At 59.8% G+C, this 19,724-nt stretch carries 16 protein-coding genes; 5 read left to right on the top strand and 11 right to left on the bottom strand.

Annotation, left to right across the window (positions count from 1 at the left end):
* Window positions 1–7 precede the first annotated feature (7 nt).
* The 3 genes from EYD00_RS15545 to EYD00_RS15535 form a co-directional block, all read right to left on the bottom strand.
* On the bottom strand, window positions 8–580 hold the full coding sequence (locus EYD00_RS15545; protein WP_022562817.1) for a TetR/AcrR family transcriptional regulator: 573 nt from the start codon (window positions 578–580) through the stop codon (window positions 8–10).
* Between the two features lie 51 nt (window positions 581–631).
* Complete coding sequence (locus tag EYD00_RS15540; protein WP_034496918.1) at window positions 632–1,660, bottom strand: ketopantoate reductase family protein; 1,029 nt, start codon at window positions 1,658–1,660, stop codon at window positions 632–634.
* Window positions 1,661–1,961: 301 nt separating this feature from the next.
* Complete coding sequence (locus EYD00_RS15535) at window positions 1,962–2,804, bottom strand: NADPH-dependent oxidoreductase (protein WP_034497580.1); 843 nt, start codon at window positions 2,802–2,804, stop codon at window positions 1,962–1,964.
* Window positions 2,805–3,196: 392 nt separating this feature from the next.
* Between EYD00_RS15535 and EYD00_RS15530 the strand changes: the two genes are divergently transcribed.
* The 5 genes from EYD00_RS15530 to EYD00_RS15510 all read left to right on the top strand — a co-directional run bounded on the left by EYD00_RS15530 (window position 3,197) and on the right by EYD00_RS15510 (window position 10,135).
* Entirely contained in the window at window positions 3,197–4,792 is a 1,596-nt protein-coding gene (locus EYD00_RS15530) for an ABC transporter substrate-binding protein (protein ID WP_034497577.1), read from the top strand.
* A 41-nt stretch (window positions 4,793–4,833) separates the two neighbouring features.
* Window positions 4,834–5,925, top strand: a complete 1,092-nt coding sequence (locus tag EYD00_RS15525; RefSeq protein ID WP_034496914.1) for a rhodanese-like domain-containing protein — start codon at window positions 4,834–4,836, stop codon at window positions 5,923–5,925.
* Window positions 5,926–5,971: 46 nt separating this feature from the next.
* Window positions 5,972–7,225, top strand: a complete 1,254-nt coding sequence (locus tag EYD00_RS15520) for an acyl-CoA dehydrogenase family protein (RefSeq protein ID WP_034496912.1) — start codon at window positions 5,972–5,974, stop codon at window positions 7,223–7,225.
* Between the two features lie 73 nt (window positions 7,226–7,298).
* A complete protein-coding gene (locus EYD00_RS15515) occupies window positions 7,299–8,258 on the top strand; it encodes a PLP-dependent cysteine synthase family protein (RefSeq protein WP_244465099.1) in 960 nt (319 codons plus the stop codon).
* Between the two features lie 281 nt (window positions 8,259–8,539).
* Window positions 8,540–10,135 carry an ABC-F family ATP-binding cassette domain-containing protein gene (locus EYD00_RS15510; RefSeq protein ID WP_034496909.1) on the top strand — a complete coding sequence of 532 codons (1,596 nt, stop codon included), beginning with the start codon at window positions 8,540–8,542 and terminating at the stop codon, window positions 10,133–10,135.
* A 156-nt stretch (window positions 10,136–10,291) separates the two neighbouring features.
* Here the strand turns inward: EYD00_RS15510 and EYD00_RS15505 are convergent, their stop codons facing one another.
* The 8 genes from EYD00_RS15505 to EYD00_RS15470 form a co-directional block, all read right to left on the bottom strand.
* A complete protein-coding gene (locus EYD00_RS15505) occupies window positions 10,292–11,047 on the bottom strand; it encodes an SDR family NAD(P)-dependent oxidoreductase (RefSeq protein ID WP_022562810.1) in 756 nt (251 codons plus the stop codon).
* Between the two features lie 169 nt (window positions 11,048–11,216).
* Window positions 11,217–12,158: a LysR family transcriptional regulator gene (locus EYD00_RS15500; RefSeq protein ID WP_034496907.1), complete on the bottom strand. Its 942-nt coding sequence runs from the start codon at window positions 12,156–12,158 to the stop codon at window positions 11,217–11,219.
* A 225-nt stretch (window positions 12,159–12,383) separates the two neighbouring features.
* On the bottom strand, window positions 12,384–14,297 hold the full coding sequence (locus EYD00_RS15495; RefSeq protein ID WP_034496904.1) for a PhoX family protein: 1,914 nt from the start codon (window positions 14,295–14,297) through the stop codon (window positions 12,384–12,386).
* Between the two features lie 129 nt (window positions 14,298–14,426).
* A complete protein-coding gene (locus EYD00_RS15490; RefSeq protein ID WP_034496900.1) occupies window positions 14,427–15,140 on the bottom strand; it encodes a 4'-phosphopantetheinyl transferase family protein in 714 nt (237 codons plus the stop codon).
* 30 nt (window positions 15,141–15,170) lie between these two features.
* Window positions 15,171–15,926, bottom strand: a complete 756-nt coding sequence (gene dhbA / locus EYD00_RS15485) for a 2,3-dihydro-2,3-dihydroxybenzoate dehydrogenase (RefSeq protein WP_022562806.1) — start codon at window positions 15,924–15,926, stop codon at window positions 15,171–15,173.
* A gap of 13 nt (window positions 15,927–15,939) precedes the next feature.
* Complete coding sequence (locus EYD00_RS15480) at window positions 15,940–16,809, bottom strand: isochorismatase (RefSeq protein WP_034496897.1); 870 nt, start codon at window positions 16,807–16,809, stop codon at window positions 15,940–15,942.
* 91 nt (window positions 16,810–16,900) lie between these two features.
* Window positions 16,901–18,526, bottom strand: coding sequence for a (2,3-dihydroxybenzoyl)adenylate synthase (locus EYD00_RS15475; protein ID WP_034496895.1), 1,626 nt, complete (start codon window positions 18,524–18,526; stop codon window positions 16,901–16,903).
* Window positions 18,527–18,543: 17 nt separating this feature from the next.
* On the bottom strand, window positions 18,544–19,719 hold the full coding sequence (locus EYD00_RS15470) for an isochorismate synthase (RefSeq protein WP_034496893.1): 1,176 nt from the start codon (window positions 19,717–19,719) through the stop codon (window positions 18,544–18,546).
* Window positions 19,720–19,724 lie beyond the last annotated feature (5 nt).

Raw genomic sequence — 19,724 nt, 5'->3', positions numbered from 1 at the left:
GCTGCTTTCAGTTCGGTTGATCGGTGGAGGCGGCGGCCGTGGCGAAAACGGAGAGAGCGCAGTCACGCGCGATCAGCACCGCCTTGGGGTCGCGTCCAACCGCGACGGTCGCCAGCGCCCCTTCGTAGAGAAGTGAGAGATGGGCGGCGGCGATCTCCACTGTGCTGCCGGCCCTCGCCAGGATAGCGGCGAACAGGTCCCTGACCTTCGCCTTATGGGTACGCGCAACGAACACGACCCGCTCGGATTCGCCATGTTCGGCAACCGCGAGAGCGAAGGCGCAGCCGCGAAAATCCGGGCTGTCGGCCTTTTCGTGGAGTTGCTCGAAAATCAGCCGGATCTGCTCCTTCGGAGCCATGTCCGCATCCACCACGTTCTGAAGCGCGTGGATCACCCGCTCATGACGCGCTTCCAGATAGGCTGCAACAAGATGATCCTTCGAAGGGAAATGCCGGTAGAGCGTCGCCTTCGCGACATTCGCTTCCTCGATGATCCGATCGATGCCGACAGCCCGGATGCCTTCGCGATAGAAGAGCGTGCCGGCGGCGGTGAGTATATGGTCTGATATGGCTTCTCTCATTATATCGTTTCACACTGTCGTTTGATAAATCGCACTGCTTGAGGCCGCCGGTCACGAAGGGCTGGCGGGATTGGGCTGCGCCGGCCGGTCCGGGCCGGCGATGAGCGACGTGATTGCATCGAGCGGCAGCGGCTTTGAAAACCCGCCCTGTTGCGCCAGTTTGCCGGCCAGCGTCTGAACAGCGTCGTTATAGGGCGTTGGCACATTGTGAAGCCGGCCGAGCAATACGATCTCTCCGTTGAGGAAATCCACCTCACTTGAGGCTCCGCGCCTGAAACTCTGCCACGTCGATTGCTGGCCCGGGTGAATGCCGCTGTTCGGCGCTACTCGCCAGTTCGAGATGTCTACGGTTCGCTCGGAGGGCGAGGCGAGGGTGTAACCTGCCGCGTCGAGCACATGGCGGGCTTCATCCACCAGCGCCGCGCTGATCTTGTCGTTCAGATCGGCCGGACCGTCGAACAGTTCGAGGACGTTGCGAACGTTGTGAAGGAGCTTTGCTGCTTTCCAGCGGCGGATATCGTCGCTGGCCTCGGCAAGATATCCCGCCCTGTTGAGGTCTGCCGTGACCTGCGTCGTCACCTCATCCTGTCCGAGCGGAAAACGCCCGACCGTCACGATGCCCAGTTGCGGCTCGCCGCCAACCACCACCTTCCCGGTTTCTGTGAACCGCGCCGGTGTCAGAATGCTTGCGCCATAGACCCTGGAAAATGTTCTCAGGGCATTGGCTTCAGTCGCCAGTCCATTCTGAAAAGTCACTATAGGCAGCTGTGCAGCCGCCGGTGCCGTCGTGTTGGAGACGTTCTGCCAGGACCAGAAGGCGAGTGCGCTTATGGCATCCTGAGCCTTCACGGTGAGCAGGAGGATATCATCCCGTCTCAATTCCGGAAGATCCGTCAGGTCGAAGACCTTCAGATCGATCTGCCGCGTCTGTGCGGGTCGTTGAAAGGTAAGGCCATGCTGCCTGATATGGCTTATCTGGGCTCCCCGCCCGAAAAGTGCATAATCAATGCCGGAAAGTGCAAACTGTGCTGCAAGGCTCGCGCCCACCGCGCCGGCGCCAATGATAACATAACGTGGCATCTGTCGTTTCTCGTCCTGTCTTTTTACGCTCCGGATCTACGGAGATATTGGTGTGGTGATTGGTTCGGCGGTTTCGGCGGCGGTTGAGGACGGTGGCAGGATGCGTTCAGGAGCATTCTGAACGGATCGTAAGGCCTTCAAGCGGGGCAAAGGAAGACCGGTCATTCTATATCTACTAATTTTATAGAAAATAAGTTCCCGAAACCGGTGATTTCGGGAGAGATTGCGCCGCCCCGGCCCGCACCTTGTATCGCCGGGGCAAGGGAGCGCCTTCGTTTGATACCGTCAGCCGCAATGGAATTTATTTGATAGCGAAACCGAGGCGACGCAGCGTCCGGCTCAGTTCCGCACGGCCCTTCAGCGCGGCGGCGTTCTCCACACGCTGGGCAATGGGCCCTGTCCAGCCATTTTGCGGCAGGCCCTGTTTTTCCTGAAATACCTTCAAGACCTCATCATAAGAATTGAGGTCATCGTGGGCGGGTTCCGAATAGGTTTCATGAAACAGAATGGATGATTGTGACAAGCGCGGTTTGACATCTGTTTTTACCGCTGGGTCAGGATAGCCGACCGTCAGGCCGAAGACGGCAACCGTCTCGGCAGGTAGGTTGAGTTCGCGGGCCACGTCCTCCGGCCTGTTGCGGATGCCGCCGACGTAGCAGGAGCCCAGGCCGACTGAATCAATTGCAGCTACAGCGTTCTGCGCCGCCAATGCAGCGTCGATGGCGCCGATCAGGAAGCTTTCCAGGTAATCCAGTCCTTCGCCCTCATTCCCCTGGCTTGAAGCGACCGTGCGCAGCCGCTTCAGGTCGATAAGCCAGATGAGGAAAAGGGGGGCATCCTTTATATGGGCGTTGCCGCCGGTGAAACCCGCCAGTCGTGCCTTGCGCTCCTTGTCCTGCACCGCAACCACACTCCACGCCTGAAGATTGGATGATGTGGGCGCTGATTGCGCGGCGGCGACCAGAAGCTCCAGGCTGCCCTCCGGCAGAGCCTTGGGCAGATAGGCGCGGGCGGTGCGATGGTTCAGCAAGGCGTCGATGGTGTCATTCCAGAAAGGCGGAGAAAAATAGGCCTGCGTTCCATAACGGGCCTCGACGCGCTGCTGTGGGATTTCCAGTTTGGTAATCGGACTGGGCGGGGTCATCGGATGAAACTCCATAATTGGGGGGGGCGGGCTCAATTGTGCGGATCAGAAAGGTGGCAAATTCCTGTGATTTGATATGGCCGGCCGAGGCATCTGCCGAGCAATGTCCTTCTCAATCGCGATTGTGAGATGAAACAACATTTCCACGGGAATGCTGAAACAAACGCCGGCGAGATTTCTTCGCATTCCACCATCTGCTCCGGATGCGCAACGAAGATCCCGATGGATGGGGCAATTCAGCGCGAGCTTTGGTGCCTGCTTGCGTAAGTACTGAAATAAAATTCCGCAAGGAATGATTTCTTCGACAAGGAGGAAGAATTTTATCCTTAGGAATGCGCTGCATTGCCCCGATGCTTTCGTCATCGAAACGACGTTTTCAAACGGGGATTTTCATGACGATCGGACGCCGGCAGTTCAATAAAATGCTTCTTTTGGCAACGGCAGGAACGGCCCTGCCTGGTTCGGTCTTCGCAGCGGGTGGCGATGCGAGCCGGCCCGTCTCCGGCGGCACGCTCAGGCTGCTCTATCGTGTCGATCCCGGCAACGCGCTTTTCGCCATCAACACATCGTCAGGCACGGGGCAGGCGATCGGCCCAAAGATTGTTGAAGGCCTCCTCACATTCGATTTCGACCTCAAGCCGCAGCCCTTGCTGGCAACGGAATGGTCCGTTTCCGATGACCATCTGCGTTATACGTTCAAACTCAGGCCAAATGTGAAATGGCATGACGGCAAAGATTTTACATCGGAAGACGTTGCCTTTTCGATTTTCCGCCTGAAAGAAGCGCATCCACGCGGCCGCATAACCTACCAGAACGTTCAGGCGGTGGAGACGCCGGATCCCCTCACTGCCATTATCGTTCTGTCCAAACCCGCACCGTTTCTCATTGCTGCGCAATCGAGTTCGGAATCGCCGATCGTGCCGAAGCATATTTTCGAAAAGCTGAAGCCCGCCGATGGCCAGACGCTGCAGACTGCTATTGGCACCGGCCCCTTCAAACTGACCGAATGGACGCCGGGGAGCCATCTGATCTTCGATCGAAATCCCGATTATTGGGATGCCGGCAAACCCTATCTTGATCGCATCATCACCGACCCGGCTGCGCGGGCAGTGGCGCTGGAGACGGGGGAAGTCGATCTTGGCGACAACCCCGTGCCGCTGGCGGATCTCGAACGGCTGAAGCAGAACCCCGATCTCGTTCTGGATACGAACACCTATGCCTATGCGGGTCCGCAGCAGCAGTTGTTCTTCAATTACGATAACGAAATCTTCCGCAAGAAAGATGTTCGCCTGGCCATTGCGAAGGCAATCAACCTCGATGAGATCGTCAACGTGGCGCTCTTCGGTTATGCGCAGATATCACCCAGCCCCGTCAGCACGGCCCTTCCCAACTGGTATGATGCTTCGGTCAAGCCATATGCCTACGACCCGAAAGAAGCGGAAAAGTTACTCGACGCGGCGGGATATCCGCGCAAGGAGGACGGAAAGCGTTTTCCAGTACGATTGACGTATAATTCCTATCTGACACCCGGCTATGCCGATGTTCTTCGCAGCCAGCTTGAAAAGATCGGCATTGCCGTTGAAATCCGCAAATACGACCTGCCGACCTATCTGAAAACCGTCTACACGGACCGTGCCTTTGATCTGGTGGTGGAATCCCTCTCCAATACCTTTGACCCGTCGCTCGGCATCCAGCGCGCCTATTGGAGCAAGAATTTCAAGATCGGGCTGCCCTTTTCCAATGCGGCAAACTACGCCAATCCAGACGCAGATGCGCTTCTTGAAGCGGCCGCCATCGAACCGGATCCGAAGAAACGCTGGGTAACCTGGAGCAAGTTCCAGCATCTCATCCATGACGACGTCGCCTCCGTCGATCTCGTGGCGGCGGGAAGCCAGATCGTGGCGCACAAGCGGGTCAGGAACTATGTCACCGGCGCGCAGGGGCTGAACTGGAGTTTCGGCGATCTGTGGCTCGATCCGACCGCTTGAAACCCCGCATGAAAATTCCGGATTTGTCAGGAGAAAACGCAATGTCCGTATATGCTGTAACAAAAGATCGTCTCATCGAATGGCTGCGCGATGGCAGGGAACTTGCGGTCCTGGATATCCGTACCGCCGAGGAAGTGGGGTATGCTTCACCGCTATTTGCCACGAACCTTCCGGTTGACAGGCTTGAGGCGGAAATCGATCGCTTCATTCCTCGCCCCGTCGTGCGCACCGTGCTGGTGGATGATGGAAAAGGCAGCGCGGAGCAGGCGGCCGAACGGCTTGCCGCCAAGGGTTGGACCGACATTCATTTTCTGCGTGGCGGAATCCCGGCATGGATCGAAGGTGGCGTCGAGGCGTTGCCGACATTCGATATTCCCGGCGTTCCTTTCGTTCAGAAGGTGAGAAGCGAGAAAAACACGCCTGTGGTTTTTGCGCGTGAGCTCAAGGCGTGGCGGGACGCCGGAGAGGATGTTGTCATCCTCGATACGCGCACATTGCCGGAATATGAAAAGGCACATGTGCCCGGTGCGATCGGTGTGCCGGGTGCGGAACTCCTGCTGCGCTTTTCCGATCTCGTTCCCTCGCCCAAAACAAGGGTCGTCGTCTCCTGCGCTGGCCTGCCCCGCGCAATTCTCGGCGCGCAGACATTGATCGACGCCGGTGTCGAAAACGATGTCAGTTACCTGCATGATGGGACGCGCGGCTGGACGGATGATGGATTTGAGCTGGAAACAGGCCCCTCCCGGACATATTCGCATGTGAGCGCCAACGCGAAAGAGATTGCAGAGGCGCGATTGAAGGCCTTTTCCAGGGATGACGATCTGCTCTTCATCGACCGCCCGACCGCCGAGACATGGTTGAAGGACCCATCACGAACGACCTATTTCCTGGACGTGCGCACACCGGAAGAGTTCGAGACTTCCCATCTGCAGGGCTCAATTTCGTCGGAAGGCGGGCAGCTTCTCGGTGTCGCCTATCGAACGATCGCGGTGCGCGGTGCCCGGGTCATTCTGGTGGATGACCTGCTCGGCGCCCGCGCCAGGGTCGTGGCCCACTGGCTGAAACGCAGAGGGTTCGAAATCGCGCTCCATTTACACGACTTCGAACAGGGTACCGAAGCGGCAGCCGCCTAGACCCGGGCGGGTGTTCGCCAGACTGCTCCACAGACAGGAATTTGCAATGACCAATGCCAGCCATGCCTGGGGTTCTGCGCCCAGCAAACGTTTTGACGCGATCGCCGAGAGGTTTCGGGGAATTTTTGCCGAAATCGGCAAAGATTCAATACGACACGATCTGGAACGCGAGCTTCGTTTCGATGACTACGAAGCTTTGAAAAAGGCCGGCTTTTCCAGATTGCGTCTGCCGGAGAAATTTGGTGGTCTGGGCCTGACGCTTCCCGAGCTTTTTGGCTTGATCATTGAACTCGCGCAGGCAGATCCCAACCTCACCAATGCTTACCGCAGCCATCTTGGCTTTACGGAAGATCTGCTGAATGCACCACCTTCGCCATGGCGGGATGCGTGGCTAGAGCGGATCGGACGTGGCGAAACCATTGGCAGCGGCTTTTCGGAAATCGGGGATGCCAAACTTGGAACCTATTCCACCCAGCTCACCCGGGATGGCGGCGGCTGGCGGCTGAATGGCGAAAAATATTATACGACCGGCTCGCTCTATGCCGACTGGATCACGCTTGGAGCCGTGGATGGCGATGGTGTACCGGTTGGCGCGCTTGTTCCCACAAAGGCTGAAGGCGTCGAAATCGTCAACGACTGGGATGGTTTCGGACAGGCGCTGACGGCCAGCGGCACGGCGCGATTTACCGACGTGGCGATTTCCGAGGACCTCATCAAGCCGAGCGCGCTTCGTTTCAGCTATTCAGGCGGCTTTTTCCAGCTCGTCCATCTGGCCTCGCTTGCCGGGATCGGCCGCGCGGCCGCATTGGAAATCGCCCGCCATGTTGCGGAGCGCAAACGCGTCTATCAACGCAGTAACGCCGCGCGTTTTTCTGATGACCCTCAGGTGCTTCAGGTCGTGGGGCGGATCAGGGGTGCGGCCTATAGCGCCGGCGCCATCGTGTTAAAGGCCGCAGAAGCCCTGCAGGCTGCCTATGATGCCAATCTCTCTGGAGACGAGGAGCATATTGCATCTGCGAACCGTGACGCGGAGCTGGAAGTCAGCCAGTCGGTTACTGTCGTCAGCAACCTTGTCCTGGATGCGTCCACTGTCCTCTTCGATGCGCTTGGCGCCTCAGCCGCAAAACGCAGCCATGGTCTTGATCGTCACTGGCGAAACGCCCGCACGATAACCTCACACAATCCCCGTATCTATCACGACCGTATCGTTGGAGATTTCGCCGTGAACGGCGCCTCACCAGCGCCAAATGGAGGCGTGGGGATAGCACCGCAAACGCAGAAGGAAAAATCCGAAGCATGATCAAAACATGCGGTCCGACGGGCGATACGCATCGGAGCCTGTTGTTCGGTATCCACGCAGTGCAAACAGGATAGTGAAATTGGGCAGGATTTATCGGGATTTTACAGAACTCGTTGGCAATACGCCGCTGGTGGAACTCGCCAGAATTCGGACGAAATACAATCTCCAATCGCGCATTCTCGCCAAGATCGAGTACCTCAATCCCGCAGGCAGTGTCAAAGACCGCACCGCCTGGGGCATCATATGTGAGGCTGAGAAGAGCGGCCGATTGCCGGGCGATCTTCTTTTCGATCTGACCAGTGGCAATACAGGCATCGGAATTGCGGCGGTTGCCTCCGCACGCGGCTATCGCACGAAATTTTATCTTCGCAATACCATCAGCGAAGACAAGATCAACATCCTCAGGCAGTTCGGCTCCGAGATCGAGCTGATCGAAAATGAGGAGCTCTTCCAGCCCGATGCCATCCATCGCATCATCGACAGGATCAAGGCTGAAAATCCGGATGCATTTTATACCGGCCAGCGTTCCAATGATGCCAACCCGCAGGTTCATTTCGAGACGACCGGGCCGGAAATCTGGCGCGATACCGAAGGTGACATCGATATCCTGGTCGCCACCGTTGGTACGGGCGGCACCGTGTCCGGTGCCGGACGTTTCCTGAAGGCGCAAAAACCGGAGATAAGGATCGTTGTTGCCGAGCCGACACCGCAGTCCGTTCCATCCCCCGAAAACCCCGGCGCTTCCACGATCGAAGGCGTCCACAAGGTGACCGAAGTGGAGGAAGGGACCTTGCCGGAGACCTACGACAAGAGCGTCGTGGATGAAGTCATTGCCGTTACCACCGAAGAGGCGCGGCGGGCAGCGCTTGCGGTGGCCAGAGAGGAGGGCTTCCTTGTGGGAACCTCATCCGGTGCAGCCATCTTTGCCGCGATCGAGCTTTCCCGCCGCGCGGAAAACAACGGCAAGACGATTGCGGTCGTGTTTCCGGATAGTGGCGAGCGCTATCTTTCGCTTTTTGATGCCCCTGACTGAAAAGTCTGCTCGCATGGTTCGCGGCCCCGGAGAAGTTTGAACTGTGCCCGTGAATGACCATGTCGGCGAAATCATTGCCCCCTGACGCCGGATGTGGAGCGAACACAAGACCGTCAGCCGCCGATGCTTGAAAAGAGCGCAGGCCGTTATTGAAGCGGCCTTGAATGTCCCATTTTCAAACGCTACATTCCATCGGTCCGCAGCAACAACAGGATGGTCGACAATGGATTTCAACCCGATAGCAACGCCACTTTGCCTTGCCATGCGGGAAAACCTTGTCCATGACCCACTTTATCACACTCTCCAATCTGTCCTGGTTCACGCCTGACGGTCGTTCGCTTTTCACCAATCTGAATATTGTGTTCGGCCCGGAGCGTGTCGGGCTTGTCGGTCGTAACGGGGCCGGCAAGACGACGCTCTTGAAGCTGATCGCCGGCGAATTGACACCATCTTCGGGTTCTGTCTCTGCACCGTCGGGTATCCACATCCTGCGTCAAAGCGTCCAGGTGGCCGAAGATGAGACGATTGCCGATCTCTTTGGCGCGCGTGATGCGCTCGCTGTGCTTGAACGGGCGCAGGCGGGTGGCGCGACGTTGGAGGAACTGGCCGATATCGATTGGATGCTTGAGACGAATATCGAGGCGGCACTCGCGCGCTTCGGCCTGTCCATGCCCGCGACGACACTGCTCGCCCGACTCTCCGGCGGGCAGCGCACCCGTGCAGCGCTTGCCGCTCAAATCTATCATGCACCCGAGTTCCTGATCCTCGACGAACCCACGAACAACCTCGATCGTGACGGTCGGACTGCAGTGATCGAACTTGTGAGCGGCTGGCGTCATGGCGCAATCATTGTCAGCCATGATCGTGAATTGCTCGAAACGGTCGACAGCATTGCTGAACTGACATCGCTCGGTATCAGCCGTTATGGCGGAAACTGGGACCACTACAGCGATCGCAAGGCACTGGAGCTTGACAATGCCAGGCATGAACTGGCCGAGGCCGAGAAGCGGCTCAGCGCCGTCGAGCGCAAGGCGCAGGAGACGGCCGAGCGGCAGGCTCGTCGCGATGGTGCAGGCAAAAGGAAGGCGGCGGAAGGAGGAATACCGAGAATTTCGGCCGGAGGGCGCGCCATGCGGGCGGAGCAGACAAGCGGTGACAACGCCGCCACGGCGCGCCGAATGACGGGGGAGGCCAAGGCAGACGTCGCAGAGGCGCGAGGTCGCATTGAGGTGCTTGAACCATTCATGCTGTCCATACCGTCCACCGGACTGGTGGCGTCAAAGACGGTTCTGCGGCTGGAAGACGTAACTGCGGGTTACGAACGCAATGCGCCTGTCCTGTCCGATCTGTCGCTTGCGATTACAGGTCCGGAACGGATTGCGGTGGCGGGGCCGAACGGTTCGGGAAAGACGACGCTGCTTTCCGTCATCACCGGGTCTCTCGCGCCATTTTCTGGTTCGGTCCGAGTTGAGGTTGCTTGCGCGTTGCTGGACCAGAAGGTCAGCTTGCTGCGACCCGGGCTATCCATCCGGGACAATTTCATGCGTCTCAACCCGCGGTCCAGTGATAACGCCTGCCGGGCCGCTCTTGCCCGCTTCCTGTTTCGCGGCGACGCCGGTTTGCAGGATGTGCGGCATCTGTCTGGCGGCCAGATGCTACGCGCCGGCCTTGCCTGCGTCCTTGGCAACCAGAAGCCGCCGCAGCTTCTCATACTCGATGAACCGACCAATCACCTCGATCTTGATTCCGTCGCGATCGTGGAGGCCGGCCTGAAAGCGTATGACGGCGCAATTCTGGTCGTCAGCCACGACGAGGCGTTTCTGGAGGGGATCGGCGTGTCCCGACGGTTTGAGCTTCATGGACGCCGTCAAACATGAGCAACGCCGCGCATTTTAGCGCGGCATTTGGTCATTCGAGAAGCCAGCTCGACGGCCTGAAGAACGTCCTGAGGCTCTCTGTGCAGGCGATTGACGGCAGCACGCATCTTGATTTCTTACTTCGAAACGGAGGCCACCCGCCACTGCCATTCAGCGTTAAACCTGTGCCTGGCCGCCGTCCGCGAAGAGCTCGGCGCCGTTGACGAAGCTCGCATCATCGGAGGCGAGGAACAGCGTCGCCTTGGCGATTTCCTCGGCTTCGCCGACGCGACCGAGAGGGATGCGAGAGGCGAGATAGTCGAGCAGGCCCTGCTGCTGTTCCTTGTCGTCGCCTGCAAGTTCGACGAGGCCTGGTGTGCGCGTGGCGCCGGGCGAGATGACGTTGACGCGGATGCCCGTGCCCTTGAGGTCGAGAGCCCAGGAACGAGCCAGGTTGCGCACCGCGGCCTTGGAAGCGGAATAGACGGAAAAGGCAGCCGTGCCTTCGGTGCCGGCAGTCGAACCCGTCAGCACGATGGACGAGCCCTTGCCCATCAGCGGAAGTGCCGCCTGCACGGTCAGGATCACAGCTTTCACGTTGCGGCCAAAGGTGTCGTCAATCTGCTCCTCGGTGATCTGGCCGAGCGGCAGCATGGTGCCGCCACCTGCATTGACGATGAGGGCGTCAAGGCGGCCCTGTTCCGCCTTCACCTGGGCGAACAGCTTGTCGAGGTCAGCGTTGCTTGAGGAGTCCGCCTGTACGCCGACCGCGCCCTGTCCTATTTCTGCCACCGCCTCGTCCAGAGCGGCCTTGCGGCGGCCTGTGATATAGACGCGTGCGCCTTCGGCAGCGAACAACTTGGCCGTCGAAAGACCGATGCCGCTGGTTGCTCCGGTGATGACGGCGATCTTGTTTTGAAGCCTGTTGGCCATGTTAACTCTCCTGATGCTTGGGCGCGCGAAATGGTTCAGCCCGAATGCACGGCCTGTTGAAGTTCTGAATTTGCTCGGGATGTGGCGCTGGCCATTGGCCTCGTCACCGTCCGATGAGGAGAAGTTAGTTCGTCAGCCCGGTGGAGAGAAGCCGCTCAGGATGGAGACATTATCCATCTGGATGGATAGTCGTCTTCGTCACATCGCGCCGCGCGTCGACCGCTTCGAACACCTTCGCTGCCCATTCCGTGAAGGCGCGTAGCCGCGGATTTGGGAAACGATCAGCGGGATAGACGAGATGAAGGGGATGATTGTCCGGCTTCCAGTCGGGGAGAAGTTCAACCAGCGCCCCGCTCTTGAAATGGGGCCGCGCGAGAAATCCGAAGCTTTGGCCAATTCCCAGTCCCGACAGCAGCGCGTTCAGATGCGCGGTACTCTCGTTGACGGAAACGCCGCCAGAGGCCGGGAGATACTCGCTTCGCTCTTCGCCGCGCTGAAAACGCAATGGAAATCTCTTTCCAGATGACGCGGAGAAGTAGGAGACGATCCGATGCTTCTCGATATCGTCAGGTCGCTCCGGCAACTGCAGACCAGCCAGATAGGTGGGCGATGCGCAAATGACGTAGTCCAGCTCGCACAGCTTCCGCGCCTTCATTGATGAGTCACCCAGCGCCCCGCCGCGAATGACGCAATCGATACCCTCACTGACGAGATCGGCGGGGCGATCGCTGACACCGAGCATGAGATCGATTTCTGGATAATGGCGCTGAAAATCCGAAAGTGCCGGGATGAGGATCTGGTTTGCCAGCACAGAGCCGATGTCGACGCGCAGCTTTCCTTTGGGTGTGCTGCGGGAGCCGGCAATAGTGCCGTCCATGTCATCGAGATCGGCGAGGAGCTTCAGCGCGCGTTCGTGATAGGCGACGCCCTCCGTGGTCATCGTGACCGACCGCGTGGTGCGCTCCACGAGCTTTGTTCCGAGATGTGCCTCGAGATCCTGCACCAGCTTGCTGACTGAGGACCGAGGAAGGTTCAGCATATCCGCCGCCTTGGCGAAGGACCCGGCTTCGGCGACGCGGACAAATGTTCGAATGGCGAGTATCTGATCCAAGAGAGGCCCAACAAGCAGGTGGAGATAATCTACATCTACACTTGGCCGGCGAGCCCTGCCATGCAGGTTCTTGCGAAAGGTGGATAAATCTGCGCCATACGACGATATCCGAACGTTCATTCACGAACACAGGCAAAACGCCGCGTGTCCTTTCGGGCACGCGGCGATTTATCGTGAAACCGGATGGCAATTCCCTCGCGATCCGGTTGCGTTCATGCCTGTGCGTCAGCCGATCTTCACATTGTCGTCGCGCTTGATGGCGATGACGGTCGAGCGGGGCAGCTTGCCTTCGCCGTCCGGGAAGGGGGCGTCGGGGTGCTGGATGCCGACGAAGTGGGTGCGCTTGTCGGCGGACCAGGTCTGGCCGGTGACTTCGGAACCCTTCGGCGCAGTCAGGAAGCGCTCAATGCGGCCAGTGGCCGGGTCGCCCGCCAGCATCTGGTTGTTGCCCTGGCCGGCGAAGTTGCCTTCATTGGTGTCCTCGCCATCGGTCTGGATCCAGAGCAGGCCGGTCGAGTCGAACATCATGCCGTCAGGCGAATTGAACATGTTGCCTTCGTTGATGTTCGGGGAGCCGGCATAGGCGTCCTTGTGGACGGCGGGGTTACCGGCCATGCAGAACAGGTCCCACTTGAACTTGCCGTCCGCATGGTCGTCATTTTCCGGATACCAGCGCACGATCTGGCCGTATTCGTTCTTCTCGCGCGGGTTGGCGGCATTGATCGCCATGGCGTCGCCGCCGGCATTGGCGCGCAGCTTGCCGTCCTTCATTTCGCCGCGGCGGCTGTTGTTGGTCAGCGCGCAATAGGCTTCGATGGCGACGGGGTTGATGGCGACCCATTCCGGGCGGTCCATGGTCGTCGCGCCCACCTTGGAAGCGGCCTGGCGGGTGAAGACGCAAATTTCGTCGATCTTCATGCCCGTGGTTTCCGGCGTCAGGGCAAGCCACTCGCCGGCACCGTCATCGGAGAACTTCGCGACGTAAAGCGTGCCTTCGTCCAGCAGCTTGGAGGTGTCGCCGCCCGGCACGTAGATGCCGCTGGAGACGAATTTGTAGAGGAACTCGCCGCGCTCGTCGTCACCCATGTAAACGACGACACGGCCGTCACGGGCGATCACCACGGCGGCGTTTTCATGCTTGATGCGGCCAAGCGCGGTGCGCTTGATCGGCGTGGACTTGGCGTCCGAGGGATCGATCTCGACCACGTAACCGGCGCGGCGTGGTTCATTGGGGTTCTTGGCAACGTCGAAACGGGCGTTGAACTTCTCATAGGCGTAGCGGGTCTCGGCGACGATGCCGTAACGCTTGTAATCGTCAGGCAGCTTGAAGGCGGCGTCGGTGGTGCCGAAATAGCCGTTGAAGTTCTCTTCGCAGGTGAGGTAGGTGCCCCAGGGCGTGCGGCCTGCGCCGCAATTGTTGAAGGTGCCGAGACAGTCGACACCCTTGGGGTCGGCGGCGGTCTTGACGAGATCGGAGCCTGCGGCCGGGCCGGAAAGCTTCATCGGCGTGTTGTGGTGGATACGGCGGTTGAAAGGGCTGTCGAGAACGATTTTCCAGCCGTCCTTGTCTTCCGCGACTTCCATGACGGTGACGCCCTGCATGTTCTGCAGGATCTTCACGTCGTCGGCCGTCTTCGGGTTGCCTTTTTCGGCGTGCGGCAGGTTGGTTTCCGGGTTCACATATTCATGATTGACGGCGATCAGCTGGTGGTTGCCCACCACGAAGAGTTCCATGCCGTCGGTATTTTCGCCGAAGACCTTGTCGGAATTTTCAACGCTGACGCCCTTTGCGGGGTCGAGATCAGGAACGTTGGAGAACAGCGGCTGGCCCCATTTCGCCAGCGGCTTCCAGTTATAGCCTTCCGGCACATGGATGGTGTGGTCGGTGGCGGCGGCAACCGGCTTGAAGGGGAAACGGCCGACGGCGGCTTCCTGCGCTTCGGCCGAGGTGCTGCTCATCAGGTTGCCGAGCGTGCCCATGGCGGCTGCCGCCGAACCGAAGGCGAGCACGCCGCCCAGAAAGCCGCGGCGGGAAATCGCGGTTTCGACCACGCGGTCGAAATCGGTTTCGGCCGGCGGCGGGTTCTGCAGTTCGTCCCACTCGTCCCAGGACAATTTGCTCGTATCGATGTCGGTCATATCGTGTCTCCACCGTTCAATGTTTGGAATCATTCCAACAGGCTGCGTACCTTCCGAGTGTTTCACTCGGATGACGGGAAGACAGGTTTAAAATATGATTGTCGCGGTTATGAATCTGCTGTTTTTCCCTCAATGCGGGATGAGCACGCGGGTGAGAAGCTGGCCCTCGAAGCGGCAGAAACGGAAAGGAACCTCCGTTCCGCACCGCCATTCCTCGCTGAGTTCAGCCGTCAGGCACAAGGATCCCGAGCCATTTGCGTCCAGGCGGGATAATTCGGCCGCCTCGAAAAAGAACAGCTTTTCCACCATGGGATACAGCGCCTTGAACAGGCTTTCCTTGGCCGAGAAAATCAAGCCGGTGATGAAGGGATCGATAATGTTGCCGAGGTTGTAGCGCTCATTTGCGGTCAGGAGTTGTGGGGCGATATCGCGGGCCTCCTCCTCTGTCAGCAGTTTTTCGATATCGACGCCGATACCGCGAAACTGTCGACAGCAGCCTACAAGCGCAATCGCCGTGCCCTGGCTGTGGGAAATTGCGCCAATCACCCCTTCAGGCCAGAGAGGCGCACGGTCCTCGCCCATACCGGGAAAGATGGAACGGCCGGTCAGGCGGCGGATGGCTTCCGCGGCGCATCTGCGCCCCGCGATGAATTCCGCCTTGCGTCTTTGCGTGGCGCTTGAAAGCTGCGGCGGCAAGGGAGGGACCTCGCCGCCGCAGCCCTCATCGGCGCTGAAACGAAGGATAAGGCAATGGCAGCCGCATATGTCGTCCGGCCAAGGCCAGATGGCCTCGGGTGGATCGCCGGAGATGGCGTCGTGATCAAACGCCGTTACAACGTCCATGTCCCTTACTCTCAATCCAACGGCTCGAATTCAAGCCGCAAGCGTGGCACCGCCATCAACCACGATCTGCTGCATCGTCACGTGCCCGGCCTGATCGGAGGCGAGGAACAGCACGGTATCGGCAATATCGTCCGGCCTTGCGATCTTGCCGAGCGGAATGCCGAGCTTGAACTGCTCGGGCAGGCCGGCGACCAGCCGGTCCTTGCCGGCGGGATCGCTCAACATGCCGGCAAGCATCGGCGTATCGGTGGAGCCGGGTGAAACGACGTTGCAGCGCACGCCATAGGGCGCAAGCTCGAGGGCGGCGCAATGGCTGAGGCTGACCAGCGCTGCCTTGGAGGCGCAATAGGCCATCATGCCGATGCGCGGCACGACCGCGGCATTGGAGCCGATATTGACGATTGCGCCGCGCCGCTGCCGTTTGAAGGTGGCGCTCCACTGTCTCAGCATATGGAACGGCCCGGCAGCGTTGACATCCATGCACGCCTTCCAGTCTGCGGGCGTCAGGCTTTCACTGTCGCCGAGCCGCAATATGCCGGCGGCATTGACGAGAATGTCGAGCCCGCCCCATTCGGTCTCGATCGCCTTGCAGGCCGTCTCCACTGCCGCCGCATCGGTGATGTCGAGTGCGATCTGGCGGAAGGGCGCTTCCGCCGTTCTGGCCTGGAGGTCGAGGCCGATGAGATCGGCCCCTTCCTCGATGAAACGTTCGGCGATGCGGCGGCCGATGCCCTGAGCCGTACCCGTCACCAGCACGCGCCGCCCGGTAAATCTCTGTTGCGTCATCTTTTTTGTCCGCTCAGGCCGCGAGCCGCTTTTGGTCGATCAGCGTCCACCAGGCGGAGAGCGTGGGCACGCGCGCAAGCTCATCGAAGCCGACGGTGACGCCGCGTTCCTTCAACTCTCCGGCAAGCTTCATCACCTGCAGGGAATCCAGCCCGTAGAAGATCAGGTTTTCGTCGGGGTCGATATCGCTCTCATCCTCCACCATCTGCAGGACGCGGGCTTTCAGCCATTCGCTGATATCGTCGCCCTTTCCCGCGCCGACAAGGCTTGCGGCATCGATCACCACGCCGCAGCGTGTGGCCACATATTGCAACGCCATGCGATGCTCCGCCTCGGAAAAATCGGCAACGCCATCACCGATCATGAACGGCTGGATGTCCTTCATAAAGGCTTCCACTGCCGTCATCATGCAGCCTATATGGGCATAAACGCCGCCGACGATGATCTGATCACGGTTCCAGCCCTTCATACGTTCGGCAAGGTCGGAGCGCTGGAAAGCGCTGTAGCGCCATTTGGTCAGCACCACGTCGTCAGGCGTGGGGGCGAGCTTGTCCACCACCTTCTGCAGTTCGGGATCAACGACGGTCAGACCCGGTCCCCACATGTCGTTCAGAAGAGCGCGGTCGCCAGGCGGCTGATTATGCGGCTGGGCGGTGTAAATGATAGGGACACCGTTCTGAACGGCCCATGTCTTCACCTTGGCGAGATTGTCGATGAGGGTCGTCATCAGCTTGCCGTCGGCCTCGTAGAACCGCAGGAAATAACGCTGCATATCGTGGATGAGGAGTACGGCGCGTTTCGCATCGGGCTGCCATTTTGTCTTGTTGGCCGGAAAACTCGCAGCGACCGGCATGGGATAATCGGAAATGGTGGGGATCGTCATGATGACCTCGGTTTGTGCGGCACCGGCTGGGCTGGCGCATTTAGGAACATGGGGACGCCATTTTGGCGTCCCATTCGATGGGTGCGGAATGTCAGGCGCTGACGGCGACGGGGGTCGTCAGCAGATCGCGCAGGCGTTTTTTGTCGATTTTTCCGACGGCGGTGAGGGGCATGGCGTCGATGAAGCGCACACGATCCGGCAGCTTGTAATCCGCGACGCCGAGGCCTGCGAGGTGCTGGCGAATAGCCGGCGCCTTGAGAGCGGGATTGCGCGACACGACGAAGACGCAGCTTTTTTCGCCGAGAAGTTCGTCTTGCATCGCCACCAGAGCCGCATGGGTGACATCCGGATGCCGCAGGATCAGGTTTTCCACCTCTTCCGAAGCGACCTTTTCGCCGCCGCGATTGATCTGGTCCTTCACCCGGCCAACGACCCTCAGATAACCTTCGGGCGTGCGCTGCACGACGTCGCCCGAGTAATAGAAGCCATCCTTGTCGAAGACCCGGGCGCTGTGTTCGGGCGCGCGGTAATAGCCCCGGAACGTATAGGGGCCACGCGTTGCCAGCATGCCGGCTTCGCCCTCGGGCACGTCGTTGCCGTCCTCGTCGACGATGCGGATTTCGTCATCCGGGCTGATCGGCCGGCCTTGCGTGGTGAAGACGATATGGTCGGGGTCACCGAAGCGGGTGTAGTTCACCAGACCTTCCGCCATGCCGAAGACCTGTTGCAGATCGCAGCCCAGCACTTCCGGCACCTGGCGGGCCAAAGCCTCGGCGAAGCTTGCACCGCCGACCTGCAGGAGCTTGAGCGACTTCAGCCTTTCGCGATGGGCGGGAGCCGCCTGCAGCCACAGCGCGACGGCCGGCGGCACCAGCGGCACAATGTTAACGCCGTGTTTTTCGATGAGATCGAAGCAGGCAAGTGGTTCCGGATTGGCAGCCATGACCACCGCACCGCCGGCGTGGAACACACCGAGCGCGCCGGGCGAACTCATCGGGTAATTATGCGCCACCGGAATGGCGCAGAGGAAGCGGGTCTCAGGCGAAAGGCCGCAGATTTCCGCACTGGCCCGAACGCTGTAATCATAGTCGTTATGCGTCCGGGGGATCAGTTTTGGCGTACCGGTGCTGCCACCGGAAAGCTGGAACAGCGCCACTTCATCGGCGGCGGAAGGGGCGTAAGCGGGTGGGTTTTCGGCAACGGCGGCCAGCCGCCGTTCCAGGCTCAGCCGCGGATCTGTTTCGCCAAGCAGAAGGGTCAGGGTAAGCCCGGGAGAAGCCGCCTTCAGCGCCTCCAAAAATGTGTCATTGGCGAAAAGCTCGTGGCTGCGCGAGCCGATCACCAGCTTCGGCGCGATCTGCTCCGCATAGGAGGTCATTTCCAGCCGGCGATGGCTGAAAAGTGCGTTGACGGGGGAAGCGCCGATCTTCATCAGCGCGAAAAAGACGAGATAGAACTCGGCAATGTTCGGCAACTGTACCAGCGCGGTGTCGCCCTTGCCGATGCCAGCGGCGGATAGGTGTCCGGCCAGATTGGAGGATTGCCGGTCGATATCCGCGTAGGTGAAGCGGCGGTCGCCGCAGATCAGGGCCGTCGCGTCCGGCCGGCGCTCGATCTGTTCGGTGAGGATGCCGCTCAGCGGCCTGTCGATCCAGTAACCGCGCTCGCGGTACCGGCGCGTCAGATCGTCGGGCCAGCGTTGAAATTCGATTGTCATGGTTTGTCCCCGGGAAATCAGGCAGAAAGACCGCAGGCGTTCAGCATGGTCTTGAGTTTGGTCTGCACCTCGGCCCATTCGGATTCGGGCTCCGATGCCTCAACGATGCCGGCGCCGGCAAAGAGCCGCACCGTTTTTCGCTGCACGGTGCCGCACCGGATCGTTACCACCCACTCGCCATTGCCCTCAGAATCCATCCAGCCGACCATGCCGGTGAAGAGGCCGCGCTCGAAAGGCTCGACGAAGCGGATAAGGCGATGGGCGCGCTCGGTGGGGAAACCGCAGACGGCCGGCGTCGGGTGCAACAGGCACGCAAGCTGCAGGGCATTGGTCTCTGGGTCGGCGAGGCGGCCTTCGATGCGGGTCGAAAGATGCCAGAGGGCTGCCGTGTTGATGAGGGAGGGTTTTTCAGGGACATCGAGTTCCGCGCAGACCGGCGAAAGCAGGGAGCGGATGTCCTCGATAACGAGGCTGTGCTCGTAGTGGTCCTTTTCCGAAGCCGATAGCCGCTCGGCGTTGGCCTTGTCCGCGGCGGGGTCGACCATCCGCTTTGCCGATCCCGCCAGCGGGTTCGAGATGATGTTCTCACCCTGCTTGCGAATCAGGAGTTCCGGGCTGACGCCGATGAGGTCGCCGCCATCGGGCAGCGGAATACGAAACTGGTAACCTTCGCGATTCTGTTTGGCGAGACTCGCCAGCAATCTCTCGACATTGACCTCGGAAGCGAAGGTGAGTTCGCGCATGACGGAAAGTACCGCTTTACGGACATCGGAATGGCGGAAATTGACGATGGCGTGCTCTACGGCGCGTTTAAAGCCGGTCTCGTCCGGCAGGCTGTTCTGGCCGACAAGCGCGGGCATGGCCGAATCGGCGACGACCGGCGCGGTTTCTCGTGGGCTCCACTCATGGTTGTTCGGTATATAAAGGCATGAGGGTTCGCTGACATCGAAGGGGATTGCCCCAATGGCGATCGGATTGTCCTGACCAGCCCGGCGGGCCCGTTCGAAAGCGGCTTTAATCGCTTGCTGCAAAGGGCTGCCAGTATCTTCTCCGCCGCGGGCCGGAAGCGTTATCCTTTCGCGGATTCCTTTGGCCCGCAACTGCCCGGTACCGGAAGTGAAAAGAAAATCCCTATTAAAATCAGCAATTTCGTCGGATTCGACGTCATTCGTCCTGAGTGCTCCCGTTTTCATGGGAT

The organism is Agrobacterium sp. 33MFTa1.1, assembly GCF_004328495.1.
Lineage (GTDB): Bacteria > Pseudomonadota > Alphaproteobacteria > Rhizobiales > Rhizobiaceae > Agrobacterium > Agrobacterium pusense.
The sequence above is the reverse complement of the archived record's forward strand: the minus strand, read 5'-3'. Positions and strand labels throughout refer to the sequence as shown.

What these genes read in the sequence shown, in the direction of transcription:
- EYD00_RS15545 (WP_022562817.1), bottom strand. Translation starts at nt 580, where the DNA reads ATGAGAGAAGCCATATCAGACCATATACTCACCGCCGCCGGCACGCTC.
- EYD00_RS15540 (WP_034496918.1), bottom strand. Translation starts at nt 1,660, where the DNA reads ATGCCACGTTATGTTATCATTGGCGCCGGCGCGGTGGGCGCGAGCCTT.
- EYD00_RS15535 (WP_034497580.1), bottom strand. Translation starts at nt 2,804, where the DNA reads ATGACCCCGCCCAGTCCGATTACCAAACTGGAAATCCCACAGCAGCGC.
- EYD00_RS15530 (WP_034497577.1), top strand. Translation starts at nt 3,197, where the DNA reads ATGACGATCGGACGCCGGCAGTTCAATAAAATGCTTCTTTTGGCAACG.
- EYD00_RS15525 (WP_034496914.1), top strand. Translation starts at nt 4,834, where the DNA reads ATGTCCGTATATGCTGTAACAAAAGATCGTCTCATCGAATGGCTGCGC.
- EYD00_RS15520 (WP_034496912.1), top strand. Translation starts at nt 5,972, where the DNA reads ATGACCAATGCCAGCCATGCCTGGGGTTCTGCGCCCAGCAAACGTTTT.
- EYD00_RS15510 (WP_034496909.1), top strand. Translation starts at nt 8,540, where the DNA reads ATGACCCACTTTATCACACTCTCCAATCTGTCCTGGTTCACGCCTGAC.
- EYD00_RS15505 (WP_022562810.1), bottom strand. Translation starts at nt 11,047, where the DNA reads ATGGCCAACAGGCTTCAAAACAAGATCGCCGTCATCACCGGAGCAACC.
- EYD00_RS15495 (WP_034496904.1), bottom strand. Translation starts at nt 14,297, where the DNA reads ATGACCGACATCGATACGAGCAAATTGTCCTGGGACGAGTGGGACGAA.
- EYD00_RS15490 (WP_034496900.1), bottom strand. Translation starts at nt 15,140, where the DNA reads ATGGACGTTGTAACGGCGTTTGATCACGACGCCATCTCCGGCGATCCA.
- dhbA (WP_022562806.1), bottom strand. Translation starts at nt 15,926, where the DNA reads ATGACGCAACAGAGATTTACCGGGCGGCGCGTGCTGGTGACGGGTACG.
- EYD00_RS15480 (WP_034496897.1), bottom strand. Translation starts at nt 16,809, where the DNA reads ATGACGATCCCCACCATTTCCGATTATCCCATGCCGGTCGCTGCGAGT.
- EYD00_RS15475 (WP_034496895.1), bottom strand. Translation starts at nt 18,526, where the DNA reads ATGACAATCGAATTTCAACGCTGGCCCGACGATCTGACGCGCCGGTAC.
- EYD00_RS15470 (WP_034496893.1), bottom strand. Translation starts at nt 19,719, where the DNA reads ATGAAAACGGGAGCACTCAGGACGAATGACGTCGAATCCGACGAAATT.